The following is a 25,324-nucleotide window of genomic DNA, read 5'->3' on the forward strand; positions in this document are numbered from 1 at the left end:
GACACTTGTAATGATAATTTTTCCAAAAATATAGTTTTTTGTCAATCAAAATATCTTAATATGATAATTTACATATTTTTAAGATCATATTTTACCCTTTTTATTGCATTACAAATGCTGATAAAAGTCCACGAAAGCCATGCGCTCAGAACGAAAGCCATGTCGAGTCTAGGGTTTTTGTTATATAGTAACTGTCGTTCAAATGGCATTTATTTTGACTAAGTAGGTTCTTATGGCACTTTCAAGTTTCGGTAAAATTCTCACTGTCTTAGACCTCTTTTCTGTGTCACGCCCGATTATCAATGTCGATATCATCAGTGCCGAACTGGGGCTATCACAGCCCACCAGTTACCGTTATTTAAAGGAATTGGTATCCGCAGGACTTTTACAGCGCTTAAGTGGAACCAGTGGTGACTATACTTTAGGCTCTCAAATTGCTGTGTTGGACTATATCTCTCGAACCACAGACCCACTCTTACAAATCAGCATTCCTTTTATGCAAGACATCGTTGAGCGAACGGAGTTTTGCTGTATCCTCACCCAGCTCAACGCAGAGCACTGTATTGATCTATATGGTGAAGTCTTTAAAGACCTTGAGTTATTTTCTTATGGGCGTGGTTGCCCACGTCCCGTGTATTTGGGTTCATCGCCTAAAGTAGTGATTTCACAGCTCAGCAAAGCTAAAATTATTGAATATTATCAAAAGTTTTCGGCTCAACTGGCCGAGGTCAATTTTGCCGCGAGCCAAGATGAATTTTTACAGAAAATGAAAGCCATTAAGAAACAGGGCTATTATTTTTCCAATGGCGAATTCGACCCCAACCTTGCCAGTCTGTCTGTACCAGTCAAATTTTCACCCAAAGATACACCGTTGGCACTGACCTTATTGGCTTCAAAAAATCGGTTTGAATTTGTCGATCTGAAAAAAATGGTTGAAATATTAAGACATAGCGCCTTACAGATCGAACAAAAATGTCATCTGCTGCATAATATTGAGGCTTAACTCAACTTAGCTTTGAAGCACTGGATAGAAATAGCGAAAGGTTAAATTCAGACGTGGCTCAGTGATTTTGCTGGATTTCATCAAAGCATGTTTCCAGTAGCGCTGGGTCTGTCCACGCATCACGATCAATTGCCCGCTATGCAACATCAGCTCGATTTTTTCCTGTTTAAACTTGTGCTTAAAGCAAAACTTACGAGTTGCGCCAAAACTGAGTGAGGCAATCACCACATTTTCATGCTGCGGCGAACGTAGTGAAGGCTCATCATCACTATGCCAGCCCACGGCTTGGCTGCCATTTTCATATAAATTAGCTAGACATGAGTTAAATGGATGTCCCACCAGTTGCTCAATATGTTGTTTTAAACGAAACAAAGCGGGATGCCATAACAGTGCTTGCTTGGCACTACCCGAATAGTGATATTGATACTCGGCATCGCCATACCACACCACTTTTCGTTCCGTGACATAACGTTTGCCATACAGTACGACCTCGTCAGGTTGCCATGCCAAATGTGCTAAAAAATAATCCAAATATTTCGCACTTTGCTCTGCAGTTAAAATCAAGCCCATGTCCTGCACCTGCCCATCGAATGGCAGCAAGTTTGCTTGCGGTTCAGGACTAAACAGATCTAAGGTCATGACTTTTCCTCCTCTGCAAACAGTTTAACTGAATTCAGAACGACACAAATCAAAACAAAGTCACAGCTTGTCGCCTAGCCTCCTTATGCATACACTCATGTGAACTTTCACAATGAAAAGAAGCATGTATGAACCTTTGGCAGTTGTTTCAAAAGCTTCGCCCCTTTGTCCGCCCCTATCGGATATTGGTGATTGCGACCTTGATTCTGACGCTGATTGGTTCCTTCACCGCGCAGGTCAATGCCCTGACTTTGCAATATGCCGTCGACAGTATCAACCGTCTGGTCGAACAAGGCCAAGGACTGACCGAAGGCCTACACATTTTGATCACCATTTCTGTGATTTTACTCAGTAAAGAAATCATCAGTGCCTTGGTGCAGTTTGGTCAAAAGTTTTATGGGGAAAAGCTCCGCATTCTGGTATCGCAAGACTTGGCGCAAAGCATTATCGAAAAATTTCTCAGCTACCGTTTGGCCTTTTTTAATGCCGATCAGAACCAAGCAGGTAAGCTACAAACACGGATTGACCGTGGCATTGGTTCACTCACCCGTCTGGTACAAATCTTTTTTATCGATATTTTGCCACTTTTTAGCAGTGCCATTGTGGCACTGGGGCTGATGTACTATGCCAACATCTACGTCGGTTTGGTGGCGACCAGTATTATCCCAATTTACTTTTGGCTGACCTTCCAACAAGCTAAGAAACTGGGCGGATGGCGACGCAACCTGCGTGATGGCCGTGAAAAAAAGAGCCAAGGCATTCTCAGTATTATCCAGTCGATTAGCGTGATTAAGTCCTTTAACCGAGAGTCCATTGAGTCGACTAAACAACTGAAACTGCAAAAAGCACTGACCGATAACCAAATGCAAACGCGTCAACTCAGCTTTTTATTTGATGGCTTAAAGACCTTTATTGAACAAATCGGGATTGTGCTGATCATCATCCTCACGGCGTACTTTGTACTCGATGGACAAATGAGCATTGGCATGATCATGTTTCATATTTTGCTGTTTAATAATGTCTCTGCGCCAATTCGTTCATTACACCGTATTTATGATGAAGTGAATGATGCAATGATTTACGCGGAAAGTTTTTTTAAAATTTTAGAAGCAGATGATGAAATCGAGCAAAGTGGTGCGCTCAAACCCACAATTCAGGGAAAATTCAGCCTAAAGAATGTCGATTTTTTCTACCCCAATGGTCATCACGCATTAAAACAAATCAACATGGAAATTCGACCCAACAAAATCACGGCTTTGGTGGGCTTATCTGGTGCAGGAAAATCGACTTTAATTAGCCTATTAGATAAATTTTATCAGCCTGATGCAGGAAAAATTGAGCTCGATGGAATTGATTTACAAGACATCGACACCGCCTATTTACGCGATCACATTGGCCTCGTCTTACAGAAAAATCACATTTTTCAGGGCAGTATTTTAGACAATATTCGCTATGGAAAAATCAATGCCAGTGATGAAGAGGTCTATGCTGCCGCAGAAAAAGCCTCTATTCATGAACAAATTTTGCAGCTCCCCTCAGCTTACCAATCCGATGCACTGATGCTTTCAGGTGGACAACAACAACGCATTGCACTGGCACGTATGTTCCTCAAAAACCCACCGATTATTTTTCTGGATGAACCAACCGCTAGCCTCGATGCGATTGCTAGCGAGCAAATTAAACAGAGCCTCGATGAGATCAAACAAGGGCGAACGGTGATTATTATTTCGCATAGTTTGTCACAAATTATCGATGCCGATTATACCTATGTCATGAAGGAAGGTTGTATTGCTGAACATGGGGAACATGAAGCGCTGTACCGTCAGGATGGAGTCTATAAAGAAATTTTTGATGCCATGGCCAAGAGCCTCAATATTGAAAAAATTGCCAAGACTTTTGAAGATGATACTGAGGAAGAAACGCATAGCTAATGAATCTCAGGTACAAAAAAAGCTCCCTCAGGAGCTTCTCGACCTCTAAACTAAGGCTGTTTTAAGTAAGGCCAAGCCGCTTTGAGGTAAATAAACATCGACCACAAAGTCAAAATTACCGCGGTATACAACAATGCATAAGCCAACATTTCAAGCGGCTGCCAATTCAGTAAGAACACGGTAATCGCAATCATTTGAAAAGCGGTTTTATATTTCCCAACCGTAGACACGGCTACATTGGTACGCGCGCCTAACTCTGCCATCCATTCACGTAGTGCTGACACCGTAATTTCACGGGAAATAATCACAATCGCCGCAAATGCCATCGAAATTTCAGGTTTCCACTGCACCAACACGATCAGTGCTGCTGCCACCATCAATTTATCCGCCACAGGGTCTAAGAAACGCCCAAATGCAGAGGTCTGATTTAAAGTCCGCGCCAAATAACCATCGAACCAATCTGTCACCGCTGCAACGACAAAAATAGACGTCAACAAAATATGACGAGACATACTTACCGCTTGTTCAGCGATACCCATTACAGGGGGCCAATAGGCCACCAACAAAAAGACCGGAATTAAGGCAATACGCGCCAAGGTCAAGATATTAGGAATATTCAGGATGCGACCTGTAGTCATAAACACCGCCAGTTGTTTCCCTCATGTACGATGAAAATGCACACTTTTTTGAGGTTTAATCCATCGTTAATAGCGCCCACTTTATACGAATTGACCTAAGGTGTCACTAGGCAAACACGGTAACTGTTTGACGTGAAATTGCAATTAAACGATTCTGATCATCCCATAAATAAGCGGCTTCGGTGGAATATCCACCCGCAGCATATTGCGTTTCAACGTGGTATTTCATCCAATCGTGTAACTGATTTTTCAGCGGATGCACATAGGTCAAATGCCATGTTAGCGAACTGGCAGGTGCCATACTTTTAAACATCGGTAGCACCCCTGGTGGCCAAATGTCCATCGACACCATGAGGTCGGCTACGGTCATGTCTCGATTTTCATGTAAGTCTGGATTAAAGCGATACCAGCCAGAAAAGTCAGGCTTTGGGCTGGCTGTACACGGATGCTGCCCTGTCACCCAAACCATATCCAGCTGCTTAAAACACTCAGGTGCAAGCGGGTGATGCGGCGCTGTTGTAAGACCATCAACCGATGGAAACGCGGGTGCTACAGGTTCTTGATGCACATGGATACTCGATTCACGCTGTGTCCCAAAGCTTGCCACCAAAATACTTTGAACTGCATCATCTTGCCATAAACGTACTTCCAAGGTCGTAACCGACTTACCTTGACGTAAAATCTCGCTGGTTAAACGAACTTTGGCCTGTTGTACTGGGCCAACAAAAGTCACGCTACAACTGAGTAAATGCTTCGTGTCATCGGCAAGAGTCAACAATGCTTTTTGCATCATTAAACCTGCGACCAGTCCCCCATAGATCGTGCGTCCCTGTAACCAACCTGTAGGAATATCAATCCATTCTTGTTCTGCTAAAGCTTGATAACTGTGTTGAAGTGACATGTGGCATCCTTGTTTTAAATTCCGTCCATATCTTTACAACACAATTCAACCAATGTGAATGATCAATGACCCATGCGTCAATGAGCACTTTTGCCAACGCAGTAGATGCGGTTCGGTTCTATTCATGCAAGACTTTATAAATGGTGCGGGCCATCACTTCGCCCAAACCGGGGACTACGGTTAAGTCTTTCTCGGAAGCCTTTAACACACCTTGAATCCCGCCAAAGTGCGTCAACAAATCGCGGCGGCGTTTCGGTCCCAAACCTGGAATTACTTCCAAAATCGATGAACCCCGTTTTTTATCGCGTTTGGCTCGGTGCTTGGTTATCGCAAAGCGATGCGCCTCATCACGCACCTGTTGAATCAAATGCAATGCTTTATGATCTTCAGGCAACTGAATTTTAGTTCCATCGGTAAAGTGTAGAGTTTCAAGGCCCGGTTTACGCCCCTCGCCTTTTGACACCCCGACCATAAAGGCCTCTAAACCCAGCTCTTGCATGACTTCCATCGCCATATGCAACTGCCCTTTGCCACCATCAATCAGCAGTAAATCAGGCAGCATAGCTTTTTTATAACGACGAGTCAGCGCTTGGCGCATTGCGGCATAGTCATCACCAGCGGTAATGTCTTGAATTGAAAACTGACGATAATCGCGCTTACGAATGCCGCCACTGTCGAATACCACACACGAAGCAACGGTTTCTTCACCCATGGTATGTGAGATGTCAAAACATTCGATCCGATCAATCGGACGTCCCACCACTTGTTCAAGTTGATGGAAACGCTCATTCAGCTCAAAGTGATTGGCCAATTGCCCTTTGATCGAATGCTGCACATTCATCTGTGCCAGCTCTAACCACTCTGCACGTGTCTCACGCACGCTATGTTTAATCTGTACTTTCTTATCAAAATGTTGTTGTAACGCTTGTTCCAGTTCTTTTCGATCGGGCAATTCGACATTTACAATCACCTCACTGGGTACTTCATCTGCCACTTGGAAATAAAAGTTCGCTATGAAGTCAGCCAGCATTTGCCCCAAACCCTCTCCGAGCATATCTGGAAAATAACTTTTACCTCCGAGCATTTTCCCGTTACGCACATGCATAATCTGCACACAGGTCACCCCCGCCTGATAGGCAATCGCTAAAATATCGGCCTCACCTTTGAGCTTATAAATAGCTTGTTGAGACTGGACATCCCGTAACAGTGCCATACGGTCACGGTAAAACACCGCTTTTTCAAATTCTAAGGCTTCGGCCGCTTGCTCCATTTTCGCAATCAGTTCTTGATTCAGCTCTTTGGTGTCCCCTTGTAAAAAACGAATCGAGTTATCGACATCATTTTTATACTCTTCAGGGCTAATAAGTCCTACACACGGTGCTGAACAACGCTTGATTTGATACTGCAAACAAGGACGCTTACGCTGTGAAAAATAGCTATTTTCACACTGGCGAACATTAAACAGTTTTTGCAAAACCAACAAAGTATCCCGTGCATTATAAGCACTCGGATACGGTCCAAAAAACTTCCCAACTTGGTGTTTGCCTTTGCCCCGACCTGATGCAATCCGTGGATAAGGTTTGTCGGCAGAGACAAAGATATACACATAGGATTTATCGTCCCTGAGCATGATGTTATAGGGTGGACGGTGCAGCTTAATCAGGTTTTGTTCAAGCAGCAGCGCTTCAGTTTCGGAACGAACGACTAAGGTTTCGATGTCATAAATACGCGCCACCAAAGCCTGCGTCTTCGGGTGCTCAATGGTTTTGACAAAATAACTGGAAACACGATTTTTTAAATTTTTCGCTTTGCCCACATACAGCAGTTCACCGTCTTTGCCGAGCATGCGATAAACGCCCGGCAGTGTGGTCATATTGGCTAAAATTTTTTCGATATGTTCTCGCGCGTTTTCGTTCACAGGGTTCCCTAATTTTCTCGGCTCGCCGTCAACTGTTCTGTGCAGGCTTAGCCTTTGATCTGTCTTTTAGATTGGGCAGGTCTGACGCATTTCAAGCTCATTGCTAGTGCGTTTCACAACCAGTCTGGCTGGCAAAAGACATTGATACTGAGATTGAAGGCTTATTCCAGATCCATCTCTTCAAAATCGATCCGTTCAAACACACCTTGTTCATTGCGGGCAAAGTGACTTCCCGCAGGCGCATTTAAGTGAGCAATGATGTCCGCATCATAGTTGGCAATCACATTGACCTCATAAAGGCCTAAATTTTCAGGGTCTTCAATATAGTCATCCCCTTCTTCACCCGATAAAAACACCCAACCACTTTCCTCACTAGATTGTGCTTCTTCACGGTACATGTAGGCCACTTTTAGGCCTTGCACCGTAATCATATCTGAAGCGATACAACTTCCCATATGCGGCACTAAAGTTTGAATTTGTGTCGGACTCAATTGATACGACTTCATAAGAATATCCTTCAACGGCAAGTAGACGTTTTGCATGTGGAGGTTTGTGGGATGAACAGGACTCAAGCTTATTTTACTTTAGTCCTCACGGCATATTTGAGCAAGGCTTTCACTCGCTTAGGCCCGTAAAGCATACAACTTGCCTAAGACTGTATTTATGACAATTTTAACGCAGCTTTAAACGCTACTTTGTCTTTCGGTGACACCAAGATGGTTTTGATTTTACCCTGTTTAAGATATTCAATCTTTAGACGGTCTAAGGACAAGGCAGGTGAACTGATCGAATTATCTGTTTCAGAAACTGACTGTATCGCGCTTAAGGGAATGATCCATTTAAAACAGAGACTGCGAATTGTCAGTTGCTCCTGATCGACCATATAGCGGGTACTCCATAGCGGCCACCACAGCAATCCGATAGTCAAGGCATAGACGACAACGAACAAGAGATTTTGCATCAAAATCCCTTTGCCATAGGTGGTCAAAATCAATTGGGCCAACAGACCTGACATGGCAATAATAAACCCCAAAAACCACCAGTCCATCTTCGAACGAAACTTTTGCACCTTGAAACCTCATGCTTTATCTAAGTTATAAGTTGCGATCTTAAAAATGAAACAGATACGCGCTCATGTTGTTTTTAGTTTTAACTGGATAAAGCATAAAGCCATGCGTGGTTCGAATCCACTGTAAGCCTTGAAATAAATAGAAAAATCAAAAGGGCAGATAGGCTTTCTCTTTTCTGCCCAAATAAAAAACGCCCCTCAGGGCATTTAATGTGCTTTAAAACACATAAGGTCGAACAAAGATCAGGAAGAAAATTCCGAGCATCAGGAACCACTTTAAGAAGTAGTACAATTGACGGTTGGTTTTCTTCAAAGCTTTGGCTTTGATCCGCACTTGATAGACATAACCAAAGACTTTATTCAGTCCACCCGTTTGATCCCCTGCTTCATTTGGAGAGCTGGCAGCGGTCATCACTTTTTTACCAAACCAGTGATTGAAACGTTCCATACAGCGTGTCTTTAAAGGACGCTCGACATCGGCAAAGAAAATAATGCGGTTTTGATCGGTCTTATTCTCTGCATAGTGAATATAAGTTTCATCAAAGACTACACTTTCACCATCACGCCATGAATAGCGCTGCCCATCCACATCAATAAAGCAGCGATCATCATTCGGTGTGATAAGCCCCAAGTGATAACGCAATGAACCCGCATAAGGGGCACGGTGACGAACCAAACGGCTGTCAGGTGCCAGCTCGGTAAACATCGCGGCTTTAATGGTCGGCAAGGTTTTCAACAAGGCTGTGGTTTTTGGACAAAGCTCAGCAGCTGACGGATGCGCAGAGTCATACCATTTCAGATAAAAGCGCTTCCAGCCTGTTTTGAAAAAGGAGTTAAACCCCAAGTCATCATAACTACTCGATGCTTTAATTCCGCCTTTCTCATATAAAGCTTTTGCTTCATCACGAATCATTTCCCAGTTTTCATCCAACACTTTTAAGTCTTGAAAATGCTGAGTGTCGATATACGGCTGATTCGGCACCTTTGAAAACATGTACATGAGATAGTTAATCGGTGCAAGAATCGTTGAATGATCGAAAAATTGACGATAAAACGAGTGACGAACCTTCCCACGTTGCTGAATATAAAGTGCAGAAAGAATAAAAATCGCCAGAATGATCCACTTAATCATATGAAAACCTGGAAGCCAAAGAAAACGAAATAAAAGAAAAAGACCGGTATTCGGTCTAGACTGCAAATTGTAACATAGGCTGCAAAGTACGTCCTATTTCCAGCTTTTCATCACAAGTTTTCATTCTGTTTGGGTTTACCTGCAAGTGTAGCATTGACTAAATTGCCAAAATCGGCGCAAAGGTTGACTTGAAATATAAGGACGCTGTCTAATCATTTTTTGATCACTCATCCATAAAAAATCTTAAATGAAACAAAAACTTCACTCTATTTAGGCCGCATCATTCAAAAATACATCACGCAAGCACACGAAATAATTGAATAAAAATAGATGACCCTTGCGTCACGGCTTGATACAACTTGTTATGTTCTTTTTCGATATAGTTATCGTAAGATTGGCGGAGCATAGATGTACGTAGGAATGACGTACTCGCTTCACAACATCAACTTAGAAGTCCTCCAAAATAAAGGAGATCAGGCATGATCCACGCTGGCAATGCCATTACCGTCCAAATGCTTTCGGACGGAATTGCAGAATTCCGCTTTGACTTACAAGGTGAGTCGGTCAACAAATTTAACCGTGCAACGATTGAAGATTTCAAAGCTGCAATTGACGCTGTTAAAGCAAACGGTGACATCATAGGCTTAATCGTTACTTCGGCTAAATCTACATTTATCGTTGGCGCAGATATTACTGAATTTGGTGCAAACTTCGCTCAAGGCGAACAAGCGATTGTGGATTGGGCATTGCCTGTTCACGACATCTTCAACGCATTTGAAGATTTAGAGATTCCTAAAGTTGCAGCGATCAATGGTATGGCATTGGGCGGTGGCTTTGAAATGTGTCTAGTGTGTGACTATCGTGTGATGTCAGACGCGGCTCAAGTCGGTCTTCCTGAAATCAAACTGGGCATCTTCCCTGGTTTCGGTGGTACGGTTCGTTTAAGCCGTCTAATTGGTATCGACAATGCAGTTGAATGGATGGCGATGGCTAATCCTAAAAAACCAGCTGCTGCACTGAAAGACGGTGCGGTTGATGCGGTTGTTGCTGCGGATAAACTACAAGACGCTGCGATTGACTTGGTTAAACAAGCCCTTGCTGGCCGTGTAGACTGGAAAGCAAAACGTCAGGAAAAACTTGACCCAGTTAAATTGAACCCAATCGAACAAATGATGGCGTTCAACTCGGCGAAAGGTGCAGTTCTTGCAAAAGCAAATCCTGCTCAATACCCTGCGCCTAAACTTCTTCTTGACTCATTACAAGCAGGTGCAAGCCTTCCACGTAATGAAGCACTTCAAGCTGAAGCGGCTGGTTTTGCAAAAGCAGCGATTACACCACAAGCAAATGCATTAATTGGTCTATTCATCAATGACCAAGTGGTGAAGAAAACTTCGAAGAAATATGAAAAAGGTGCACACCCTGTAAACCAAGCGGCTGTATTGGGCGCGGGTATCATGGGTGGTGGTATTGCTTACCAAGCGGCAAGCAAAGGCACACCAATCATCATGAAAGACATTGGTAACCCGCAACTTGCTTTGGGTATGAAAGAAGCCAATGGCTTACTGACCAAACAAGTTGAACGTAAGAAGATGAAACCTGCTCAAATGGGTGAAACGCTTGCGCGCATCCGTCCAACTTTAAGCTATGACGAGTTTAAAGAAGTGGACATCGTGATTGAAGCGGTGACTGAAAATCCAAAAGTAAAAGGCATTGTACTTGCTGAAACTGAGAAGAATGTTCGTGACAACACGATCATTGCTTCAAATACTTCAACCATTTCAATCACACGTTTGGCTGAAAACCTACAACGTCCTGAAAACTTTGTCGGTATGCACTTCTTTAACCCAGTACACATGATGCCATTGGTAGAAGTGATCCGTGGTGAGAAGACTTCGGCTGAAGCGATTGCGACGACTGTGGTTCTTGCTCAGAAAATGGGTAAAACACCAATCGTTGTGAACGACTGCCCAGGCTTCTTGGTGAATCGCGTATTGTTCCCTTACTTTGGTGCATTCGACTTGTTACTTAAAGATGGCGCAGACTTCCAGCAAGTCGACAAAGTCATGGAAAAATTCGGTTGGCCAATGGGTCCTGCATACTTGATCGACGTTGTTGGTATCGACACGGGCGTTCACGGTGCAGAAGTCATGGCTGAAGGTTTCCCTGACCGTATGAAGCCAGACTTCAAAGGTTCAATCGAAATCATGTACGAAAACAAACGTTTGGGTCAAAAGAACGACGTTGGTTTCTACAAATACGAACTTGACCGTAAAGGCAAAAAAGCCAAAGTGGTTGATCCAACTGCGTATGAGCTTGTTGCTACTGTGGCAACTGCGGAAAAACGCGAGTTTGATGCTCAAGAAATCATTGACCGTATGATGCTTGCTTTCTGTAACGAAACTGTTCGTTGCCTAGAAGACAACATCGTAGCGACTGCTTCTGAAGCAGACATGGCGATGATTATGGGTGTAGGTTTCCCTCCATTCCGTGGTGGTCCATGCCGTTACATCGACCAAACAGGTGTTGCTGAATACGTTGCACTTTGCGACAAATACGCACACTTAGGTAAGGCTTATGAAGCGCCACAAATGTTGCGTGACATGGCTGCTAACAACAAAAAATTCTACGGTTAAGGAGCAACGTGAATGGCTACTTTAAATCCACGTGACGTTGTCATCGTTGATGGCGTACGTTCAGCAATGGGTAAAACCAAAAACGGTATGTTCCGCAATGTACGTGCTGACAGCTTATCGGCTGAATTGGTTCGTGCTTTAGTTGCTCGTAACCAGTTTGACACCAATGAAGTTGAAGACCTGATCTGGGGCTGTGTAAACCAGACTCTAGAACAAGGTATGAACATTGGCCGTAACATTGGTTTATTGGCTGACCTTCCAAAAACTGTGGCAGGTCAAACGGTTAACCGTCTTTGTGGTTCATCTATGCAAGCGCTGCACACCGCTGCTGCACAGATTGCAACCAACCAAGGTGATATCTTCATCATCGGTGGTGTAGAGCATATGGGTCACGTCGGCATGATGCACGGCATCGACCTCAACCCAGAAGCGTCTAAGCACTATGCAAAAGCGTCGAACATGATGGGCTTAACGGCTGAAATGTTAGGTCGTATGAACGGCATTACGCGTGAAGAACAAGATGCGTTCGGTGTTGAGTCTCACCGCCGCGCTTGGGCTGCAACGCAAGAAGGTCGTTTCAAAAACGAAATCGTGGGTGTTGAAGGTCATGATGCAAATGGCTTCAAAATCCTTTGCGATATCGACGAAGTGATTCGTCCAGATGCCAACCTTGAAGCATTCAAAGGTTTACGTCCTGTATTTGACCCGAAAGGCGGTACGGTAACAGCAGCAACGTCTTCAGCTTTGTCTGACGGTGCATCTGCAATGCTACTCATGTCTGCTGAACGTGCTCAAGCTTTAGGTCTTAAGCCACGTGCTGTGATCCGCTCTATGGCGGTTGCAGGCTGTGACGCTGCGATCATGGGTTATGGTCCTGTACCTGCAACTCAAAAAGCGCTTAAACGTGCTGGCTTAAGCATGGCGGATATCCAAACCATCGAGTTAAACGAAGCGTTTGCTGCTCAAGGCTTGTCTGTAATGAAAGGCTTAGGTGTTTATGAGAAGCAAGACATCATTAACTTAAATGGTGGTGCGATTGCACTGGGTCACCCATTGGGCTGTTCTGGTTCACGTATCACAACGACGTTGTTGAACGTGATGGAACAACAAGATACGCAAATTGGTCTTGCGACGATGTGTATCGGCCTGGGTCAAGGTATCGCAACGATTATCGAACGTGTTTAATATTTAATTAAATACTGAGATTAAAAAAACCCCGCTTATTGCGGGGTTTTTTATGAAGCAAAGAATAAATGAAATAAATGCTATTCACTTAAACTTAAAGCGATTGTCTAAAATAAACCAACAGATAGAAAGCTCAAGTTTCAAAACTGAATCATAAGTTGAATAAACATCTTATTTACTATCTTACAAAGCCCAAACATTCATTAAACCTCTTACTCCTATTCGACCTTTTCTCATAAAATCTGATCTTTAGACAGTCTTAGAAGCATTCCTAACGAAGCGCATCAATTCAATAATGGGGACTAAAATTCTAGAGTTTCAGAAGTTTTTGCTTTATGGTATGACCTAAAATATAACAGTCTTTTACATAACAATGAAAATCAAACCATTTTATTCCCTTTTGACGATCGGCTACCTCTGTACTTCACTTTTCCTCACAGGTTGCATTGCTAATAAAGAAATTGGGCATCACTCCCGTAGCTTATTTCAAAAATACGAGGCTAAATACGAATGGGTAACCTTACTTGAAGACGATGTGATTGCATTTGGCAAACTGTCTAAAGCGCTTCCGAACGAGCCAACTGATAGCATTGTAGTTGCAGGAAATAAATACAGTTACCTCATCAATAAAGGCGGTGCGGATTTTATTGAACTCATTAGCCAACTCAATCCGCAATATATCCATATCAATCGTGAACTTGATTTCTATTCTTCTAGGCTCAACAGCAATAAATTTAGCGGCACTTTTAAATTTTCTTATGTACCACCCAATGGAATATTAAGTCCAGAAGAACGTTCATTATTCAAAAAATATGGTGTTGCACCATGTGATTGCTCTAAGGCAGAGCAGCAAGATCATCTATTTAGTTTAGAAATTTCAGGTACGATTTATCCCAAAATTGAGAATGCCACGGATCTAAAGCCCTTAAGTCATCCTTATAAAGTACGTATCATGTATTACGACAATCAAAGTGGCTATATTAAAATGTCTCGTCGTGAAAAATTGTCTGCAATACCGCTATTACCTTTAACAATCGCCATCGACATTATTCAATTGCCTCTGAAAGCTTTAGACATTACTTATCAACCTTAATTACTCACATCATCACATTAAATAGACTGTCTTTTTCTGAATATAAGAACAGTCCATCTAACTTAAGGAAGTGACCAAAGACTTTCGAGTATTTAATTAATGAGTTGAATACAAAACCTATTCAACTCAAACAATTAAAAAGCTCATACTTCAATTTTCTGCGCCAACAAGGTCGCAAAATGCTGCTTAATCCGATTGCCCTGCTCATCGACTCGATGTAACTCACCTACATTTTCATTATATTTAGCAATGTTCCAACCCTCATACAAAGCACTTAACTCTCCTGCTTTAAACGCAAATGGAAAGTCAGCCTGCGCAGGAATATCATCGGTATCCATCGCACAAACAATCAAGTTAAATCCATTCACTTTAGTTGCTTGCTGCATCTGCGCAATCAGCGGTTTCACCGTTTTGGCTTCTAAAAACATCATCACTACCGTACAGCAAATAAAGTCGTATGTACCTGTAATGCTTGGGTCAGCATTGAGGTCACGCTTTTGTACATGAATCTTTAGAATACCTTCGGCATCTATAATCCGTTGTAGTTTTTGCAAACTTTGCGGATTAACATCCCAAGCATCCACCTCAAAGCCTTGCTGGCTTAAATACAGCGAATTTCGCCCCTGCCCACAGCCGATATCCAAAGCCCGACCACCGTGTAAATACGGCGTAGCCGCCAAAATTTCTGAGTGCGTAGGTGAAAGCTGATATTTCTTATTAAAATAATCCTGCGGGGTACAGTAAAATTGCAACTGACACTCTATGTCATCGCTGGTCGAAACAATTTTGTGCCATGCTTGAGGCTGAATAAATGGTGGCTGTTGCTGAGGGGTAAATAGATGCTCAGATTGCACTTGACCTGCCTCATCTAGAAAAGCAAAACTCAGCTCACCTTGAAAAATCTTTAACTTTGCCCACGTGCCTGCTTTGGTATTGTGTTGATTTTTAAACCCTTGCGGAATGGCCTGCGCAGTCCACACAGGAAGTTCTTTATAACAAATCAAGTCTTGCATCAGCCTAGTCCCCACCTTTGTTATGACGTATTTGCTAATCCATCTTTTATTATTGAACGCTTGTATGATCATAGCCAGTTCAGACTCAAATGAACATTCATTCAGTGACTAAAAACTACAGATGTGTAAGAAATAAAATCTGTCGCTCCCCTGCATTGAGCAACTCATCGAACTTTCATGACTTTAAACTTTTGAGCTTTGACGCCTTTTTGAACATTTTAATGATAGGCTTAAAGACAATAAAAATTCAGCTTAACTATATTTCAAATGATTCGGAGTCTATCGATGTTTGCATCACCTTTAAAAACCATCATTTGCTTAGGCGTCATGGGGACATTATTCACAGGCTGTGCCACCAAAACCCTGATGACCAAAGACAATAAAACCTATACCCGTACCAACAAAGTCACCTTGATTGAAGACCAAGTGGTGGCTTTTGGCAAACCTGCTCAGCCTCTACCGAATTTACCTGCGCATAGTTTAGTGATTGCGGGCCAACAAAAAAGTTATGTATTGACCCAAGGCGGGCCCCAATTTGTCAGCTTGATTGGGAAACTGGAGCCGAAAAATATTCAAGTCACCCGAGAACTAAGTTTCTATTCAGAAAAGAATGATGGTCATTTTACAGGAACACTGCCACTGTCTTATGTGAAGCTCAAAGAAGACATCAGCAAGAAAGATCTGGAATTTTTTATTGAAAATGGCGCGAAGGAATGTTCAAGTTCCAGCGATGAACGCATGTTTGCGCAGCGTTTCTGTTTCGAGATAAAACTGGCAGGTGTGGTTTACCCTGCGGCGAACAATTTAGCGTCTTTAAAAGCTTTGAGTAAGCCTTATCAGGTGAGCATTTATACCCACCAAGAGGAAAGTTATAAATCGAAGTCGGGCATGAATCCTTTTGAAAAATTAGTGCTGCTACCTTTTGCCGTCGCAATTGATGTGGTCAGCCTACCCTTCCAAGCAGCCGATAAAATTTTTGATTAAGACAATAAAAGCACAGCGCCTAGAACGAATCGGGCGCTGTGCTTTTTTGTGAAGGATTTAAATTAAGAGCTCGCCCATCAACCAAGCCATATACTTTTCTTTGTCCATAAAGTCAGGTGCGCTGCCCGTATCTAGACTGAAGTACTGTTGGTTGAACTGAATCACGATTTGTTCGGTGTGGTGCCAGTCTTCGATCATTTTGAAATATTGGTTGAAGAAAAAACGATTCTTCCCCCAGTTGCTTAAACGTTCTAATTTTGGATAGTTTTTATTTTCTACAAACTCACTATACACATGCTGAATATCATCAAAAACGTGTATGGTTCTCATGACTCACCTGCCTGCACTGAAAAGTCGTCATCGTTGTGATGCTTTTACTCTAGCAGCCAATTTTGAACAACAGATGACAGTCCGCTTACAAGACTGTCATCTTTGCACGGTGTTATAACTTCTGTTCCACCTCTTTTTGGGTCTGTTTTTCGACCTGCTGCATTTGGCTATTCAATGCCAAAATCTCTTTATACAGCGCATTAAAATGCTGTAGTGGTGCATCTTCATAAAACATAAAGGTATTATTTTTCTTTTCCCATTGGTTATTTTTCAGCACCAAGAAAATTTGATCCGCTTTGGCTAAATTCTGCTGTTCAAGACTAAACAGGCGGGTAGCTTCATGGCTTTTTTCACTGGCTTTCATGCTGTCAGTCAGTTGATGGCGGAACCGCGAAGATATTGCTAAATCTTTGGCCTGAGCAATGGCCTCTTTTTGACGTTGTTCAACCTGCTGAGCATAGCTCTCAACAACGGCATGTACATCTTTCAGCATTTGCTCCGTTTCAGCATAATTGTTCTTTTTGTCTTTGCTTAATCGGTCAATATTTAGAAACTGATCCCAATTTAAGGCTTTTAAATCTCGTAGATATTGATTGCGCGCTTCGGCATTTTGCAGCATATGACTGAGCACAAACTCCGCCATAATTTGATAGTCACCTGTCAGACGTGGGTCTTTTACATCGACTTGAATCGGTGTAGTCCAATCTTGAGCTTGTTTGTAAATTTGTTCGGTCTTTTCATACAGCACCGTTTCATAGCGTTGTAGCTGCTGCTGCTCTTTTTGTTGTTGAGAATACTGATAAAACATCCAACCAAAAACGGCACTGGTCGCAAGAACTAAAATCAACACGATACGTCGCATGTTCAGCTTCCTCTTCATTTCTTTTCATCATAGCAAATAAAGGCACATGATCAATATTTCAACATGTTATCGATCTTTGAGGATGCTAAGCCCGTACCTTCCCCAAGTGGATGAGGAAGTACTGGCGATAAACCAATAAGGAAGTGTTACTTCGCTGGAGCTATTCTTGGTTGCTGACTATTCTGTTGAATCCCTTGCATAAAATTCCGATCAATCTGCCCAATCGAAATTTGTTCACGGGCAATTTGTACATTGGTCGCATTACGGTCAATGCCAAACGGCTGTAACATAATATACAAACCTTCAGTTGGATTAGACGACTGCAAACCAGCGGCGATGTTTAAGACATGTTCACGTAACAAAGGCGGCACAGAATTTAGATCTGCGGTGACCGCAGGTGGCAAAATATCGATGTTTTGAGTGATAGTCGGATCGACCACAAAAGACTGTGCATCATCCTGTAACTGAACAATACGGTGCTGCAAGGCTTTACGAATATTTTCATCCTGTTGATAAGGAATCACACCCGTTTCTGCACGTAGCTCTGATTCCGCCATGGTTTTAAAAGTCGGTAGACTCACAATCTCACCATTGGCTTGCAGCAAAGTCGGCATAAGAAGAGCGCAACAAAAAATGGGAAGATAATTTAAAAATTTCATAAAACAATCCCAAACGATAAGAGATATAAAAAGGCATGCTCAAACTGAGCACCTTCACTCTATTGTATATTTTTCGATCTTTATGCAGCGTAGTTGTCAGATAAACGGTCAAACCCAGAGGCTCAACTGATTGAATCCATAGCGAAACCGCTTTTTTTAATGGGCCTGCTTTAAATTTTATAACTCATCCCCATCATTTCCTTAATTGCTCTTTTTACTATTTTTGAGAAATCCCATGCGTGTAGATATTTGGTCAGATGTTGTTTGTCCTTTTTGTTATATTGGCAAAAAACGTTTAGAAGCGGCGGCTGAACAGGCTGGTGTTGAATTGGAAGTGCATTGGCACAGTTTTGAACTGGATCCAGATGCACCAGTACGCCAAGAAATTTCGAACTCAGAACGTCTCGCACTAAAATATGGACGCACAGTCGCTGAAGTTGAAGAAATGCAACGTAATATTGCCAAAATGGCTGCGGAAGAAGGCATTGAGTTTAACTGGGAAAATGCCAACTCAGGCAACAGTTTCAATGCACACCGTATTATCCACCTTGCTCAAAGCCATGGTTTAGGCAATGAAGCTGAAGAAGCCTTTTTCTTTAGTTATATGACGCAAGGTTTACCGATTGGTGAACGTGAAACCATTGAAGATGTGGCCTCTCGTATTGGCTTAAACCCAGTTGAGGTAGATGATGTGCTGGATTCTGACCAATACGCAGATTTCGTGAAGTTTGACCAAGAAGTGGCGCGTGAACAACTGAAGGTAACGGGTGTGCCGTTCTTTGTTTTCGATCAACGTGTGGCTTTAGCGGGTGCACAGCCGCGTGAAGTCTTTTTACAAGTCCTTGAAAAAGCACAAATGCCAGCAGAAGAAAATAATGCGGCACAGTGTTCCGATGAGTCTTGTGAAACACCAAAACAATCATAAGGATACTGGGTTCAGAGCTGAACTGAGCCCTATCCATAGATAAGAAAATCCCCGATCTGCGGGGATTTTTTATAGGTTATAAAAAAATGGACTTGTGTTTAATCGACCAAGAAACTAATTTTAAGATTGACCCGATATTCTACAATTTGGTTGTCCTTAATCACCACTTTTTGTTCATTGATCCAAGCACCTTGAACATTCTTCACCGTCTCGGTGACTTTTGCGATCCCAGTCTGAATCGCATCTTCAAAACTTTTCGCACTGCTTGAATTGACTTCTACCACTTTTGCAATGGCCATCTGTTTGTCCTCAGCTATTGTTGTTTTTACCTGTTCATCTTAGGTGAATTTTTAATCAAAAATAGATGAGTTAAACATTCCACAGCAAAAACTTACACAGTGCGCACAATCAAAAGACTTCAAAATGGTGAATATTTAAACGATTAATCATGTAACTCTACGTCCTTCTTCAGGTCTCATTTCAGACAAAAAAGACCTACTTTCAAGCTTCCTTTCAAACTTGAAAATCTAAATTTTCACTTTAAATTTAAACAGTTTAGCGCTGGAGTAAAAACTCTATACTAGACTAGAGTATTTATTCTAATTTATTGTTTTTTAACAATAAATGAACTCACCATTCATCTTTTACTGGCCTAAACCAGCGCTTAAATCGATCATTTTTTGATATTATTCATGCGAAATTTATCTTTTTAAAACTCCCAGTCTCCTTAGTGAGACCTCCTTTTTAGAGGAAATATCATGAACGCTGTTAAATATGCTTTGGCTGTCGCTGTAATGGCTCTTTCTGCAACTGTTTCTGCACAAGTTGTTTTTGTTCCAGATTTTCCTGTAAAAAAACCAGCAGACACTCAAACGGCAACGGCTGATGCTCCTGCGGCTGCACCACATCAAGAAGCGTAATTTGCGCTGACTTGGTCAAAAATAGGCAATGTTGATTGCCTATTTTTTTGCCCAAAATTGCAAAGAACTGACAAAAAATTTCAGCTATGAACCCTCTAGGGCAAAAATATTTAATTCAATCTGTGCTGAAATCGAAATTATCTACATTTTTCACTACCCTTTTCTCGTATCGAGAGCAGAATAATTTTTGCCTATTTATTCTTTTCTAATTATGATCAAACAAGAAGACCCAATTCCAAAACCAATAAATTAAATGCACTCAATAGCACATACCTATGCAAAATTTACAAGCCCTCATCCAAGGCCGTATTACGCCCCAAGCCATTGACCTTGATCAATTAATTGCGTTTGCACAGCAGTATACGCAGCCGACTTCAGCCGAATATAAATTACTTGAACTGGCCATCAATATGGTTTTGGCAAGCTACTTGGAACAAGCACAAAAACAACTTTAGAGCTCAGCGCATGAAAGCAATCGAAAAAGCACTGCTGATCAAAGAACTGCATCAATTGATTGATGGTTTGGAGCATCAACCTCTGTCTTTTTTTGAAATTGCACGCTCGAAAAAACGCATCCGTGAAATCTTTGCACTCTGTGATGAACCCATTTTTCAAAAACAACTCGAAGCCTATAAGGCGCTGACTCAGCCTCAAGCTGCGGCTGAACGCTGGATACAGCAAAGCCCCTACCAGCATGCCTATATTGGACTATTTCAATATGAATCTGCTTTAAGCGATGCCTTAAAACAGCAGGCGGCTTTCGCATGGGGTGTTTTATATAAATCAGGTTTGGGTTGGCAAATTGCTTTTCAAAGCACTCCAGCTACACTATATAGCAGCCCATGGCACATAAAGTTTGAACATACCTACCAATGGTTTTTGAGCCATGTACAAAGCGCTCAACAACTCGACAACGCACATTTTCTTACGACACCAGAAATATCCGAAGAAGTTGCAGAAGTTGCAGAAGTTGCAGAAGTTGCAGAAGTTGCAGAAGTTGCAGAAGTTGCAGAAGTTGCACGAGACCAGTTTATCGTCCCTCTTGCAACAACATTCGATGAAGAAACTAGCATAGGGCATGCACAGGACAATGTGGTTAGTGACGCTTTTATCTTCACGGGTATTGAGCTTTTAAGCATTGCTACAGATGATCACTCATCGGCTGAGCAGCCCCAAGATTCTGAGTTATTGCTTCCCGAAGTCAGCCCAGATTCTAGTCTAGTTTTATCTGAGGCTGAAGCAGAGCTTCATTTCAATACCGAAATAGAACCCACATTCGCCAGCAGCCCAAATGCAACTCAAATTGAACAAACCAAACTCAGCTCTTTTAAGCAAAGCGCTGTAGAAGATGTCGTCTCAATCAATGCTATTGAGCTAAGTATCAAACAAGATAAGGAACCTGAAAATCAGGTCGATATCGTACAAACAGATTTAGAGCCTCGACCTGAAGTATTAGCAGAAAATCATTCACTTCTCAGTCATCTGCCTCTTTTAAATGATAAGCTATCTCAGCCTCATGAAGAATTTATCATTGAGACCGCTGCACCCATTCCATTTGACCTCAAGCCAAGTGCATCTATTTCAACGCTCGCCATTCAGGACTTTATCCAAAGGCAAGCAATCTTAGCTGAACCACAAGATCGACTTAAAAGCGAAGTGACAGCACCACGCCCTGCTGTACAGGATAGCTATACAGACAACTCGGAAACAACAGCCCTTGCTGCGCAACCCATACTGCCCACACAGATCAATCTAGGGCAATATCAAGCGAAATTGCGCACGCTGCATCAACCAAACTTAGATCCTAAGCTGTATGGCCTCGACATTTCAGGGCACACCGAGATCGGCCAAAATATCGATTTTCTGATTCACAGCGACCGACTCGATCACTGGTTGGACTCTCCCATCTATGTGGCAGAACAGACCCATCAACACGGAGGGTTTATTAACTATTTGGCTCTATTTGGTGCTGACAGTCCCACGGAAGCCATTTGTCTGAGCCAACAATTTGCCCAGAGTTGTCAACATCAAATCGCAGCCATTCGCGAAATTGAATGGGAGCAGCTACAGGGTCACATGCATGATGTATTTTCGATTTTTCAGCTGTATACCCAACAGGCCAAACTGGTATGGCATATTGAAGACTATCATCCATTTATTCTGGTCGATCTACTCAATAGCCGTAAATTCATCCAGTTTGAAGAAAGCTCCGCGGACGTAAATACGCCCATTTTAGTGTTAAAAGAACGACAAAAAATTCGAGTGATTCATGGTCAAAAGCGGGTTGAACTCTCACGTGCCGAGATCGCGTATCCGTGCTTGGTCTTAGACCGACAGCACGGCGTCAGTTGGCAACTGATTCAAAATACGATTTCCACTTTGCCTGAACCTATCACCGTGTTTCAATTATTTGATTCTATTCAAAAACAACTTGGCAGCGAGTTGTAGAGTTTTGTATTTTCTACTTGTGTTCTTATGTGAAATTTACAACACTAAAACATCGAAGAACAATAAAGTACGAAAGCATGCTAAGAACTCAACATGTGGGATCCATCTCTTTATTTTTCTGCCTAAGTGTAGGTACATACGTCAACGTGGCTTGGGCGGAAAGCAATACCAACATCACACAACATTTTGTGCCACCTCACGACGTGGCTGAAATTGACAAAATCGCATCGCCCCCCAAAGGTAGTGGACTTTTATATCAAATTCCACAGTGGATTGACTCACTTCCAACCGTTCTACCTGAAGAATCGGACGAGCTGATTGTGCCCACGACTGATCTCACTGAAGAACGCACATGGGTCGACCGCCAGCAAAAAGAAGTTCGAAACTGGGCAGACCGAACAGCCACTAAAATGGACAATTGGTTTGGTGAAACTGATCCTAAAAAACCGGCCACAGCCACCTTACGGGTCTTGGTCGATAACCGCTGGAATAAACATGATGAATACGATGTAAAACCGCGGATTAGGGGGCGGGTTAAACTTCCAACTTTAGAACATAAACTCAGTGTGGTGTTTGGGGATGACTCATTAGATAACGAACTGCAAAACAATGTTGCAATTACCAATGAAAATCCACCCAGTGCGAATAACGATAAAACATTTGATCGCCGCCAAACCCGTGATGCCAATAGCTCACTGGCTTTAAGATGGTCGCAATTATCAGATCGTCTGCCTTTTGAAACCGATTTCGACTTGGGTGTACGTTCAGGGGATGATATCTATGCGCGGATCGAGTTATCGAAAGAATGGAAACTCGACAATGATTTTCGTGCGTATGCTGAACAGATTTATCGTTATGGTATCGACAGTGAAAATTACTTACGTACCAACCTAGAGCTGACGCATGCACGACCCAATCAACCCTTTTTATCCAATCAGTTCAGTCTGACCTATGCCGACGAACAAGATGATGATCTGCTCTGGGATAACTATAGCTTTAGACAACACCAATTCTTTCATGGCAATCGTTTTAACTACGGCATTTACACTGGCGGTTTCTACAACAACGACGACCTGCGCTTGAACCGTTGGGGGCCTTTTGTCTCGTGGCGTCAACCCTTCTTACGCGAGTGGTTTTATATCCAAGGCGATTTAAATTATTTTAACGATCACCGTGAAGACCGCAGCCATTACGTCAGTGCCTTGGTCCGTTTTGAAGCTTTATTTTAATGGCATGGCGGATATTTAGCCTGAACTGTGGATAAGTTCTCACTTATCCACGGATATCCACATCAGCTTCTTTTCCGCCAATTTAATCAATGCATTTAACAGATATTAAGGCGCTTGACCCAATGGGTTTGTCTTGTCCTGAAATAGATTGACAGTATTCCACTTCAAACCGAGTTAAGCAATTAGCTCGGTTTTAGTTTGCTCATACATCTGATTCGGGGTGTTCATATTTAAACTTAAATGTGGTCTATAGCAATTATAAATCATGATAGATTCCGTAATTAAGTGATCTAACTCCTTCATGGTTTGACATCGTGTAGTTAAAAACTCCTGCTTTAATATTCCATTAATCCGCTCTGCTAATGCATTTTGATATGAGAAACACTGTTTCGCAAGGTATCCATCTGTCATGGAAGGACATATCCCATAATGGCGCAATGCCGATTGATATAGCTCAGAGCAATACTGAGAGCCTCTGTCTGAATGATGAATCATCCTAGTCGCTCTCGATCCGTCACATGCTGCATCGCCATATGTAGAGCCTGCATAACAGAGATGGATCCGGAAATTTGAACAACTCCTATAAGTGATATTCTGCTCCTCAAATGATGTTATAAACATCAATATATGGAGTATTTTATGGCACGTAGACCAAGAAGAAATCATTCAAACGACTTTAAAGCTAAGGTAGCACTTGCTGCGATCAAAGCAGAAAAAACACTTGCTGAATTGAGTTCTGAGTTTGATGTTCATCAAAACCAAATTATTGACTGGAAAAATCAATTGATCTCAGCTTCCTCGCAAGCTTTCGATCAATCAAAAGCTCCATCAGAACCCCCCATTGATCTTAAAAAGTTACATGCAAAAATCGGTGAGCAGGCATTAGAAATTGATTTTTTAGAAGGTGTGTTGAAGAAACTGGGCCGCTTCAACCACAAAAGTTAATCGATCACTCACTTCAGATTTCAGTATCTAAACAGGCTAAGTTACTGAAAGTCTCTCGTGGTTGTTATTATTATCGCCCAAAACCTGTTAGCTCATCAGATCTGAAACTGATGCGATGTATTGATGAATTACATATGCAATATCCTTTTGCAGGCAGTCGTATGATGCGTGATTTGTTGAATCGTCAAGGGCATCATATAGGACGACGTCATACACGTACTTTAATGAAGAAAATGGGTATTCAGGCGTTATATTGCAAACCAAATTTAAGCCAGGCTAATCAAGCTCACCGTAAATATCCATATCTGCTCAAAGGGTTGGCTATTCTGCGCAGTAATCAAGTGTGGTCTACGGATATAACGTATATCCCTATGGCAAAAGGCTTTGTTTATTTATGTGCTGTGATTGATTGGCATAGCCGCAAGGTACTTGCGCATAGGGTATCGATTAGTATGGAGGTGGATTTTTGTATTTCGGCTTTAAATGAAGCAATTGAAAAATATGGATCACCTGAAATATTTAATACAGACCAAGGCAGTCAGTTCACCAGTGATGCATTTATTGATGTATTGAAATCAAATGGCATTCAAATCAGTATGGATGGTAAAGGTCGATGGATTGATAATGTGATGGTTGAACGATTATGGCGGAGCGTTAAATATGAAGAGGTGTATCTCAAAGCTTATAGCAGTGTCACAGATGCGAAAAAGCAATTGAGTGCATATTTTGAGTTTTATAATTTGAAACGACCTCATTCGAGTCTAGACAAATTGACACCAAATGAGTTTTACTATGATCAGCTACCCCAACAAAACAAGGTGGCTTAACTAGAGCGGAATATCACTTATAAATACGCTTTTAGTTGTT

General features: G+C 42.2%; 24 protein-coding genes and 1 pseudogene. 12 read left to right on the forward strand and 13 right to left on the reverse strand.

Going from position 1 to position 25,324, the window contains the following annotated elements; all coding sequences use genetic code 11:
- The first annotated feature begins 232 nt into the window (after positions 1-232).
- Entirely contained in the window at positions 233-1,003 is a 771-nt protein-coding gene (locus AC4MDD_RS16125; RefSeq protein ID WP_004692725.1) for an IclR family transcriptional regulator, read from the forward strand.
- Positions 1,004-1,009: 6 nt separating this feature from the next.
- On the opposite strand, the gene AC4MDD_RS16130 is transcribed toward AC4MDD_RS16125, so the two are convergent.
- Positions 1,010-1,642, reverse strand: coding sequence for an alpha-ketoglutarate-dependent dioxygenase AlkB family protein (locus tag AC4MDD_RS16130; protein WP_005400948.1), 633 nt, complete (start codon positions 1,640-1,642; stop codon positions 1,010-1,012).
- 128 nt (positions 1,643-1,770) lie between these two features.
- Here AC4MDD_RS16130 and AC4MDD_RS16135 point away from each other — a divergent pair, with 128 nt between their 5' ends.
- Positions 1,771-3,573, forward strand: a complete 1,803-nt coding sequence (locus AC4MDD_RS16135; protein WP_491882016.1) for an ABC transporter ATP-binding protein — start codon at positions 1,771-1,773, stop codon at positions 3,571-3,573.
- A 50-nt stretch (positions 3,574-3,623) separates the two neighbouring features.
- Here the strand turns inward: AC4MDD_RS16135 and pgsA are convergent, their stop codons facing one another.
- The 6 genes from pgsA to lpxO form a co-directional block, all read right to left on the reverse strand.
- Complete coding sequence (pgsA, locus tag AC4MDD_RS16140) at positions 3,624-4,211, reverse strand: CDP-diacylglycerol--glycerol-3-phosphate 3-phosphatidyltransferase (RefSeq protein WP_004692729.1); 588 nt, start codon at positions 4,209-4,211, stop codon at positions 3,624-3,626.
- Positions 4,212-4,317: 106 nt separating this feature from the next.
- Positions 4,318-5,112 (reverse strand): thioesterase family protein, encoded by a 795-nt coding sequence (locus AC4MDD_RS16145; RefSeq protein ID WP_491882017.1) that lies wholly within the window; start codon positions 5,110-5,112, stop codon positions 4,318-4,320.
- Positions 5,113-5,230: 118 nt separating this feature from the next.
- Positions 5,231-7,030 (reverse strand): excinuclease ABC subunit UvrC, encoded by a 1,800-nt coding sequence (uvrC, locus tag AC4MDD_RS16150; protein WP_491882018.1) that lies wholly within the window; start codon positions 7,028-7,030, stop codon positions 5,231-5,233.
- Between the two features lie 161 nt (positions 7,031-7,191).
- Entirely contained in the window at positions 7,192-7,536 is a 345-nt protein-coding gene (locus AC4MDD_RS16155) for a DUF2185 domain-containing protein (protein WP_168159370.1), read from the reverse strand.
- 155 nt (positions 7,537-7,691) lie between these two features.
- Complete coding sequence (locus AC4MDD_RS16160; protein WP_491882019.1) at positions 7,692-8,099, reverse strand: PH domain-containing protein; 408 nt, start codon at positions 8,097-8,099, stop codon at positions 7,692-7,694.
- 217 nt (positions 8,100-8,316) lie between these two features.
- Positions 8,317-9,231 (reverse strand): lipid A hydroxylase LpxO, encoded by a 915-nt coding sequence (lpxO, locus tag AC4MDD_RS16165; RefSeq protein WP_491882020.1) that lies wholly within the window; start codon positions 9,229-9,231, stop codon positions 8,317-8,319.
- Positions 9,232-9,710: 479 nt separating this feature from the next.
- On the opposite strand from lpxO, the gene fadB reads away from it, so the two are divergent.
- The 3 genes from fadB (at position 9,711) to AC4MDD_RS16180 (ending at position 14,142) form a co-directional block, all read left to right on the forward strand.
- Positions 9,711-11,864: a fatty acid oxidation complex subunit alpha FadB gene (fadB, locus tag AC4MDD_RS16170; RefSeq protein ID WP_491882021.1), complete on the forward strand. Its 2,154-nt coding sequence runs from the start codon at positions 9,711-9,713 to the stop codon at positions 11,862-11,864.
- Between the two features lie 12 nt (positions 11,865-11,876).
- Positions 11,877-13,049 (forward strand): acetyl-CoA C-acyltransferase FadA, encoded by a 1,173-nt coding sequence (gene fadA / locus AC4MDD_RS16175; RefSeq protein WP_004692736.1) that lies wholly within the window; start codon positions 11,877-11,879, stop codon positions 13,047-13,049.
- A gap of 373 nt (positions 13,050-13,422) precedes the next feature.
- Positions 13,423-14,142, forward strand: a complete 720-nt coding sequence (locus tag AC4MDD_RS16180) for a YidX family protein (RefSeq protein ID WP_279743976.1) — start codon at positions 13,423-13,425, stop codon at positions 14,140-14,142.
- Positions 14,143-14,285: 143 nt separating this feature from the next.
- On the opposite strand, the gene tehB is transcribed toward AC4MDD_RS16180, so the two are convergent.
- Positions 14,286-15,155, reverse strand: coding sequence for an SAM-dependent methyltransferase TehB (gene tehB, locus AC4MDD_RS16185; protein ID WP_279739502.1), 870 nt, complete (start codon positions 15,153-15,155; stop codon positions 14,286-14,288).
- 285 nt (positions 15,156-15,440) lie between these two features.
- On the opposite strand from tehB, the gene AC4MDD_RS16190 reads away from it, so the two are divergent.
- Complete coding sequence (locus AC4MDD_RS16190; RefSeq protein WP_058868774.1) at positions 15,441-16,139, forward strand: YidX family protein; 699 nt, start codon at positions 15,441-15,443, stop codon at positions 16,137-16,139.
- Positions 16,140-16,196: 57 nt separating this feature from the next.
- On the opposite strand, the gene AC4MDD_RS16195 is transcribed toward AC4MDD_RS16190, so the two are convergent.
- From AC4MDD_RS16195 to AC4MDD_RS16205, 3 genes are all read right to left on the reverse strand, one after another.
- Positions 16,197-16,469, reverse strand: a complete 273-nt coding sequence (locus tag AC4MDD_RS16195; protein ID WP_005400961.1) for a hypothetical protein — start codon at positions 16,467-16,469, stop codon at positions 16,197-16,199.
- Between the two features lie 112 nt (positions 16,470-16,581).
- Positions 16,582-17,331, reverse strand: coding sequence for a hypothetical protein (locus tag AC4MDD_RS16200; RefSeq protein ID WP_491882022.1), 750 nt, complete (start codon positions 17,329-17,331; stop codon positions 16,582-16,584).
- Positions 17,332-17,477: 146 nt separating this feature from the next.
- Entirely contained in the window at positions 17,478-17,990 is a 513-nt protein-coding gene (locus AC4MDD_RS16205) for a hypothetical protein (protein WP_491882023.1), read from the reverse strand.
- A gap of 235 nt (positions 17,991-18,225) precedes the next feature.
- Here AC4MDD_RS16205 and AC4MDD_RS16210 point away from each other — a divergent pair, with 235 nt between their 5' ends.
- Complete coding sequence (locus AC4MDD_RS16210; RefSeq protein ID WP_004692746.1) at positions 18,226-18,915, forward strand: DsbA family oxidoreductase; 690 nt, start codon at positions 18,226-18,228, stop codon at positions 18,913-18,915.
- A 98-nt stretch (positions 18,916-19,013) separates the two neighbouring features.
- Here the strand turns inward: AC4MDD_RS16210 and AC4MDD_RS16215 are convergent, their stop codons facing one another.
- Positions 19,014-19,214, reverse strand: coding sequence for a dodecin family protein (locus AC4MDD_RS16215; RefSeq protein WP_004978694.1), 201 nt, complete (start codon positions 19,212-19,214; stop codon positions 19,014-19,016).
- Positions 19,215-19,673: 459 nt separating this feature from the next.
- Between AC4MDD_RS16215 and AC4MDD_RS16220 the strand changes: the two genes are divergently transcribed.
- From AC4MDD_RS16220 to AC4MDD_RS16235, 4 genes are all read left to right on the forward strand, one after another.
- Positions 19,674-19,835, forward strand: coding sequence for a hypothetical protein (locus AC4MDD_RS16220; protein WP_004692748.1), 162 nt, complete (start codon positions 19,674-19,676; stop codon positions 19,833-19,835).
- Positions 19,836-20,110: 275 nt separating this feature from the next.
- Positions 20,111-20,290 carry a hypothetical protein gene (locus AC4MDD_RS16225; protein ID WP_017397192.1) on the forward strand — a complete coding sequence of 60 codons (180 nt, stop codon included), beginning with the start codon at positions 20,111-20,113 and terminating at the stop codon, positions 20,288-20,290.
- A gap of 10 nt (positions 20,291-20,300) precedes the next feature.
- Positions 20,301-22,283, forward strand: coding sequence for a hypothetical protein (locus AC4MDD_RS16230; protein ID WP_491882024.1), 1,983 nt, complete (start codon positions 20,301-20,303; stop codon positions 22,281-22,283).
- 77 nt (positions 22,284-22,360) lie between these two features.
- Positions 22,361-23,512: a hypothetical protein gene (locus tag AC4MDD_RS16235; RefSeq protein WP_491882025.1), complete on the forward strand. Its 1,152-nt coding sequence runs from the start codon at positions 22,361-22,363 to the stop codon at positions 23,510-23,512.
- 174 nt (positions 23,513-23,686) lie between these two features.
- Here AC4MDD_RS16235 and AC4MDD_RS16240 read toward each other — a convergent pair.
- Positions 23,687-24,010: pseudogene (locus AC4MDD_RS16240) on the reverse strand (integrase core domain-containing protein); the annotation flags it as partial.
- Positions 24,011-24,151: 141 nt separating this feature from the next.
- Between AC4MDD_RS16240 and AC4MDD_RS16245 the strand changes: the two are divergent.
- Positions 24,152-25,284, forward strand: a protein-coding gene (locus AC4MDD_RS16245; RefSeq protein ID WP_227509860.1) for an IS3 family transposase whose coding sequence is annotated in 2 segments (ribosomal slippage) — positions 24,152-24,404 and positions 24,404-25,284 — 1,134 coding nt in all. Because the reading frame shifts where the segments join, the coding sequence is not laid out codon by codon here.
- Positions 25,285-25,324: the final 40 nt, after the last annotated feature.

The sequence above is a fragment of the Acinetobacter sp. CAU_H_29a_1 genome, from assembly GCF_058599505.1.

Excerpts from the sequence above, each read along its gene's own strand:
- AC4MDD_RS16190 (WP_058868774.1), top strand. The coding sequence starts at position 15,441 with ATGTTTGCATCACCTTTAAAAACCATCATTTGCTTAGGCGTCATGGGG.
- pgsA (WP_004692729.1), bottom strand. The coding sequence starts at position 4,211 with ATGACTACAGGTCGCATCCTGAATATTCCTAATATCTTGACCTTGGCG.
- fadA (WP_004692736.1), top strand. The coding sequence starts at position 11,877 with ATGGCTACTTTAAATCCACGTGACGTTGTCATCGTTGATGGCGTACGT.
- AC4MDD_RS16230 (WP_491882024.1), top strand. The coding sequence starts at position 20,301 with ATGAAAGCAATCGAAAAAGCACTGCTGATCAAAGAACTGCATCAATTG.
- tehB (WP_279739502.1), bottom strand. The coding sequence starts at position 15,155 with ATGCAAGACTTGATTTGTTATAAAGAACTTCCTGTGTGGACTGCGCAG.
- AC4MDD_RS16125 (WP_004692725.1), top strand. The coding sequence starts at position 233 with ATGGCACTTTCAAGTTTCGGTAAAATTCTCACTGTCTTAGACCTCTTT.
- fadB (WP_491882021.1), top strand. The coding sequence starts at position 9,711 with ATGATCCACGCTGGCAATGCCATTACCGTCCAAATGCTTTCGGACGGA.
- AC4MDD_RS16235 (WP_491882025.1), top strand. The coding sequence starts at position 22,361 with ATGCTAAGAACTCAACATGTGGGATCCATCTCTTTATTTTTCTGCCTA.
- AC4MDD_RS16195 (WP_005400961.1), bottom strand. The coding sequence starts at position 16,469 with ATGAGAACCATACACGTTTTTGATGATATTCAGCATGTGTATAGTGAG.
- AC4MDD_RS16215 (WP_004978694.1), bottom strand. The coding sequence starts at position 19,214 with ATGGCCATTGCAAAAGTGGTAGAAGTCAATTCAAGCAGTGCGAAAAGT.
- AC4MDD_RS16145 (WP_491882017.1), bottom strand. The coding sequence starts at position 5,112 with ATGTCACTTCAACACAGTTATCAAGCTTTAGCAGAACAAGAATGGATT.
- AC4MDD_RS16155 (WP_168159370.1), bottom strand. The coding sequence starts at position 7,536 with ATGAAGTCGTATCAATTGAGTCCGACACAAATTCAAACTTTAGTGCCG.
- AC4MDD_RS16180 (WP_279743976.1), top strand. The coding sequence starts at position 13,423 with ATGAAAATCAAACCATTTTATTCCCTTTTGACGATCGGCTACCTCTGT.
- AC4MDD_RS16225 (WP_017397192.1), top strand. The coding sequence starts at position 20,111 with ATGCAAAATTTACAAGCCCTCATCCAAGGCCGTATTACGCCCCAAGCC.
- AC4MDD_RS16210 (WP_004692746.1), top strand. The coding sequence starts at position 18,226 with ATGCGTGTAGATATTTGGTCAGATGTTGTTTGTCCTTTTTGTTATATT.
- AC4MDD_RS16205 (WP_491882023.1), bottom strand. The coding sequence starts at position 17,990 with ATGAAATTTTTAAATTATCTTCCCATTTTTTGTTGCGCTCTTCTTATG.
- lpxO (WP_491882020.1), bottom strand. The coding sequence starts at position 9,231 with ATGATTAAGTGGATCATTCTGGCGATTTTTATTCTTTCTGCACTTTAT.
- AC4MDD_RS16200 (WP_491882022.1), bottom strand. The coding sequence starts at position 17,331 with ATGCGACGTATCGTGTTGATTTTAGTTCTTGCGACCAGTGCCGTTTTT.
- AC4MDD_RS16220 (WP_004692748.1), top strand. The coding sequence starts at position 19,674 with ATGAACGCTGTTAAATATGCTTTGGCTGTCGCTGTAATGGCTCTTTCT.
- AC4MDD_RS16130 (WP_005400948.1), bottom strand. The coding sequence starts at position 1,642 with ATGACCTTAGATCTGTTTAGTCCTGAACCGCAAGCAAACTTGCTGCCA.
- AC4MDD_RS16135 (WP_491882016.1), top strand. The coding sequence starts at position 1,771 with ATGAACCTTTGGCAGTTGTTTCAAAAGCTTCGCCCCTTTGTCCGCCCC.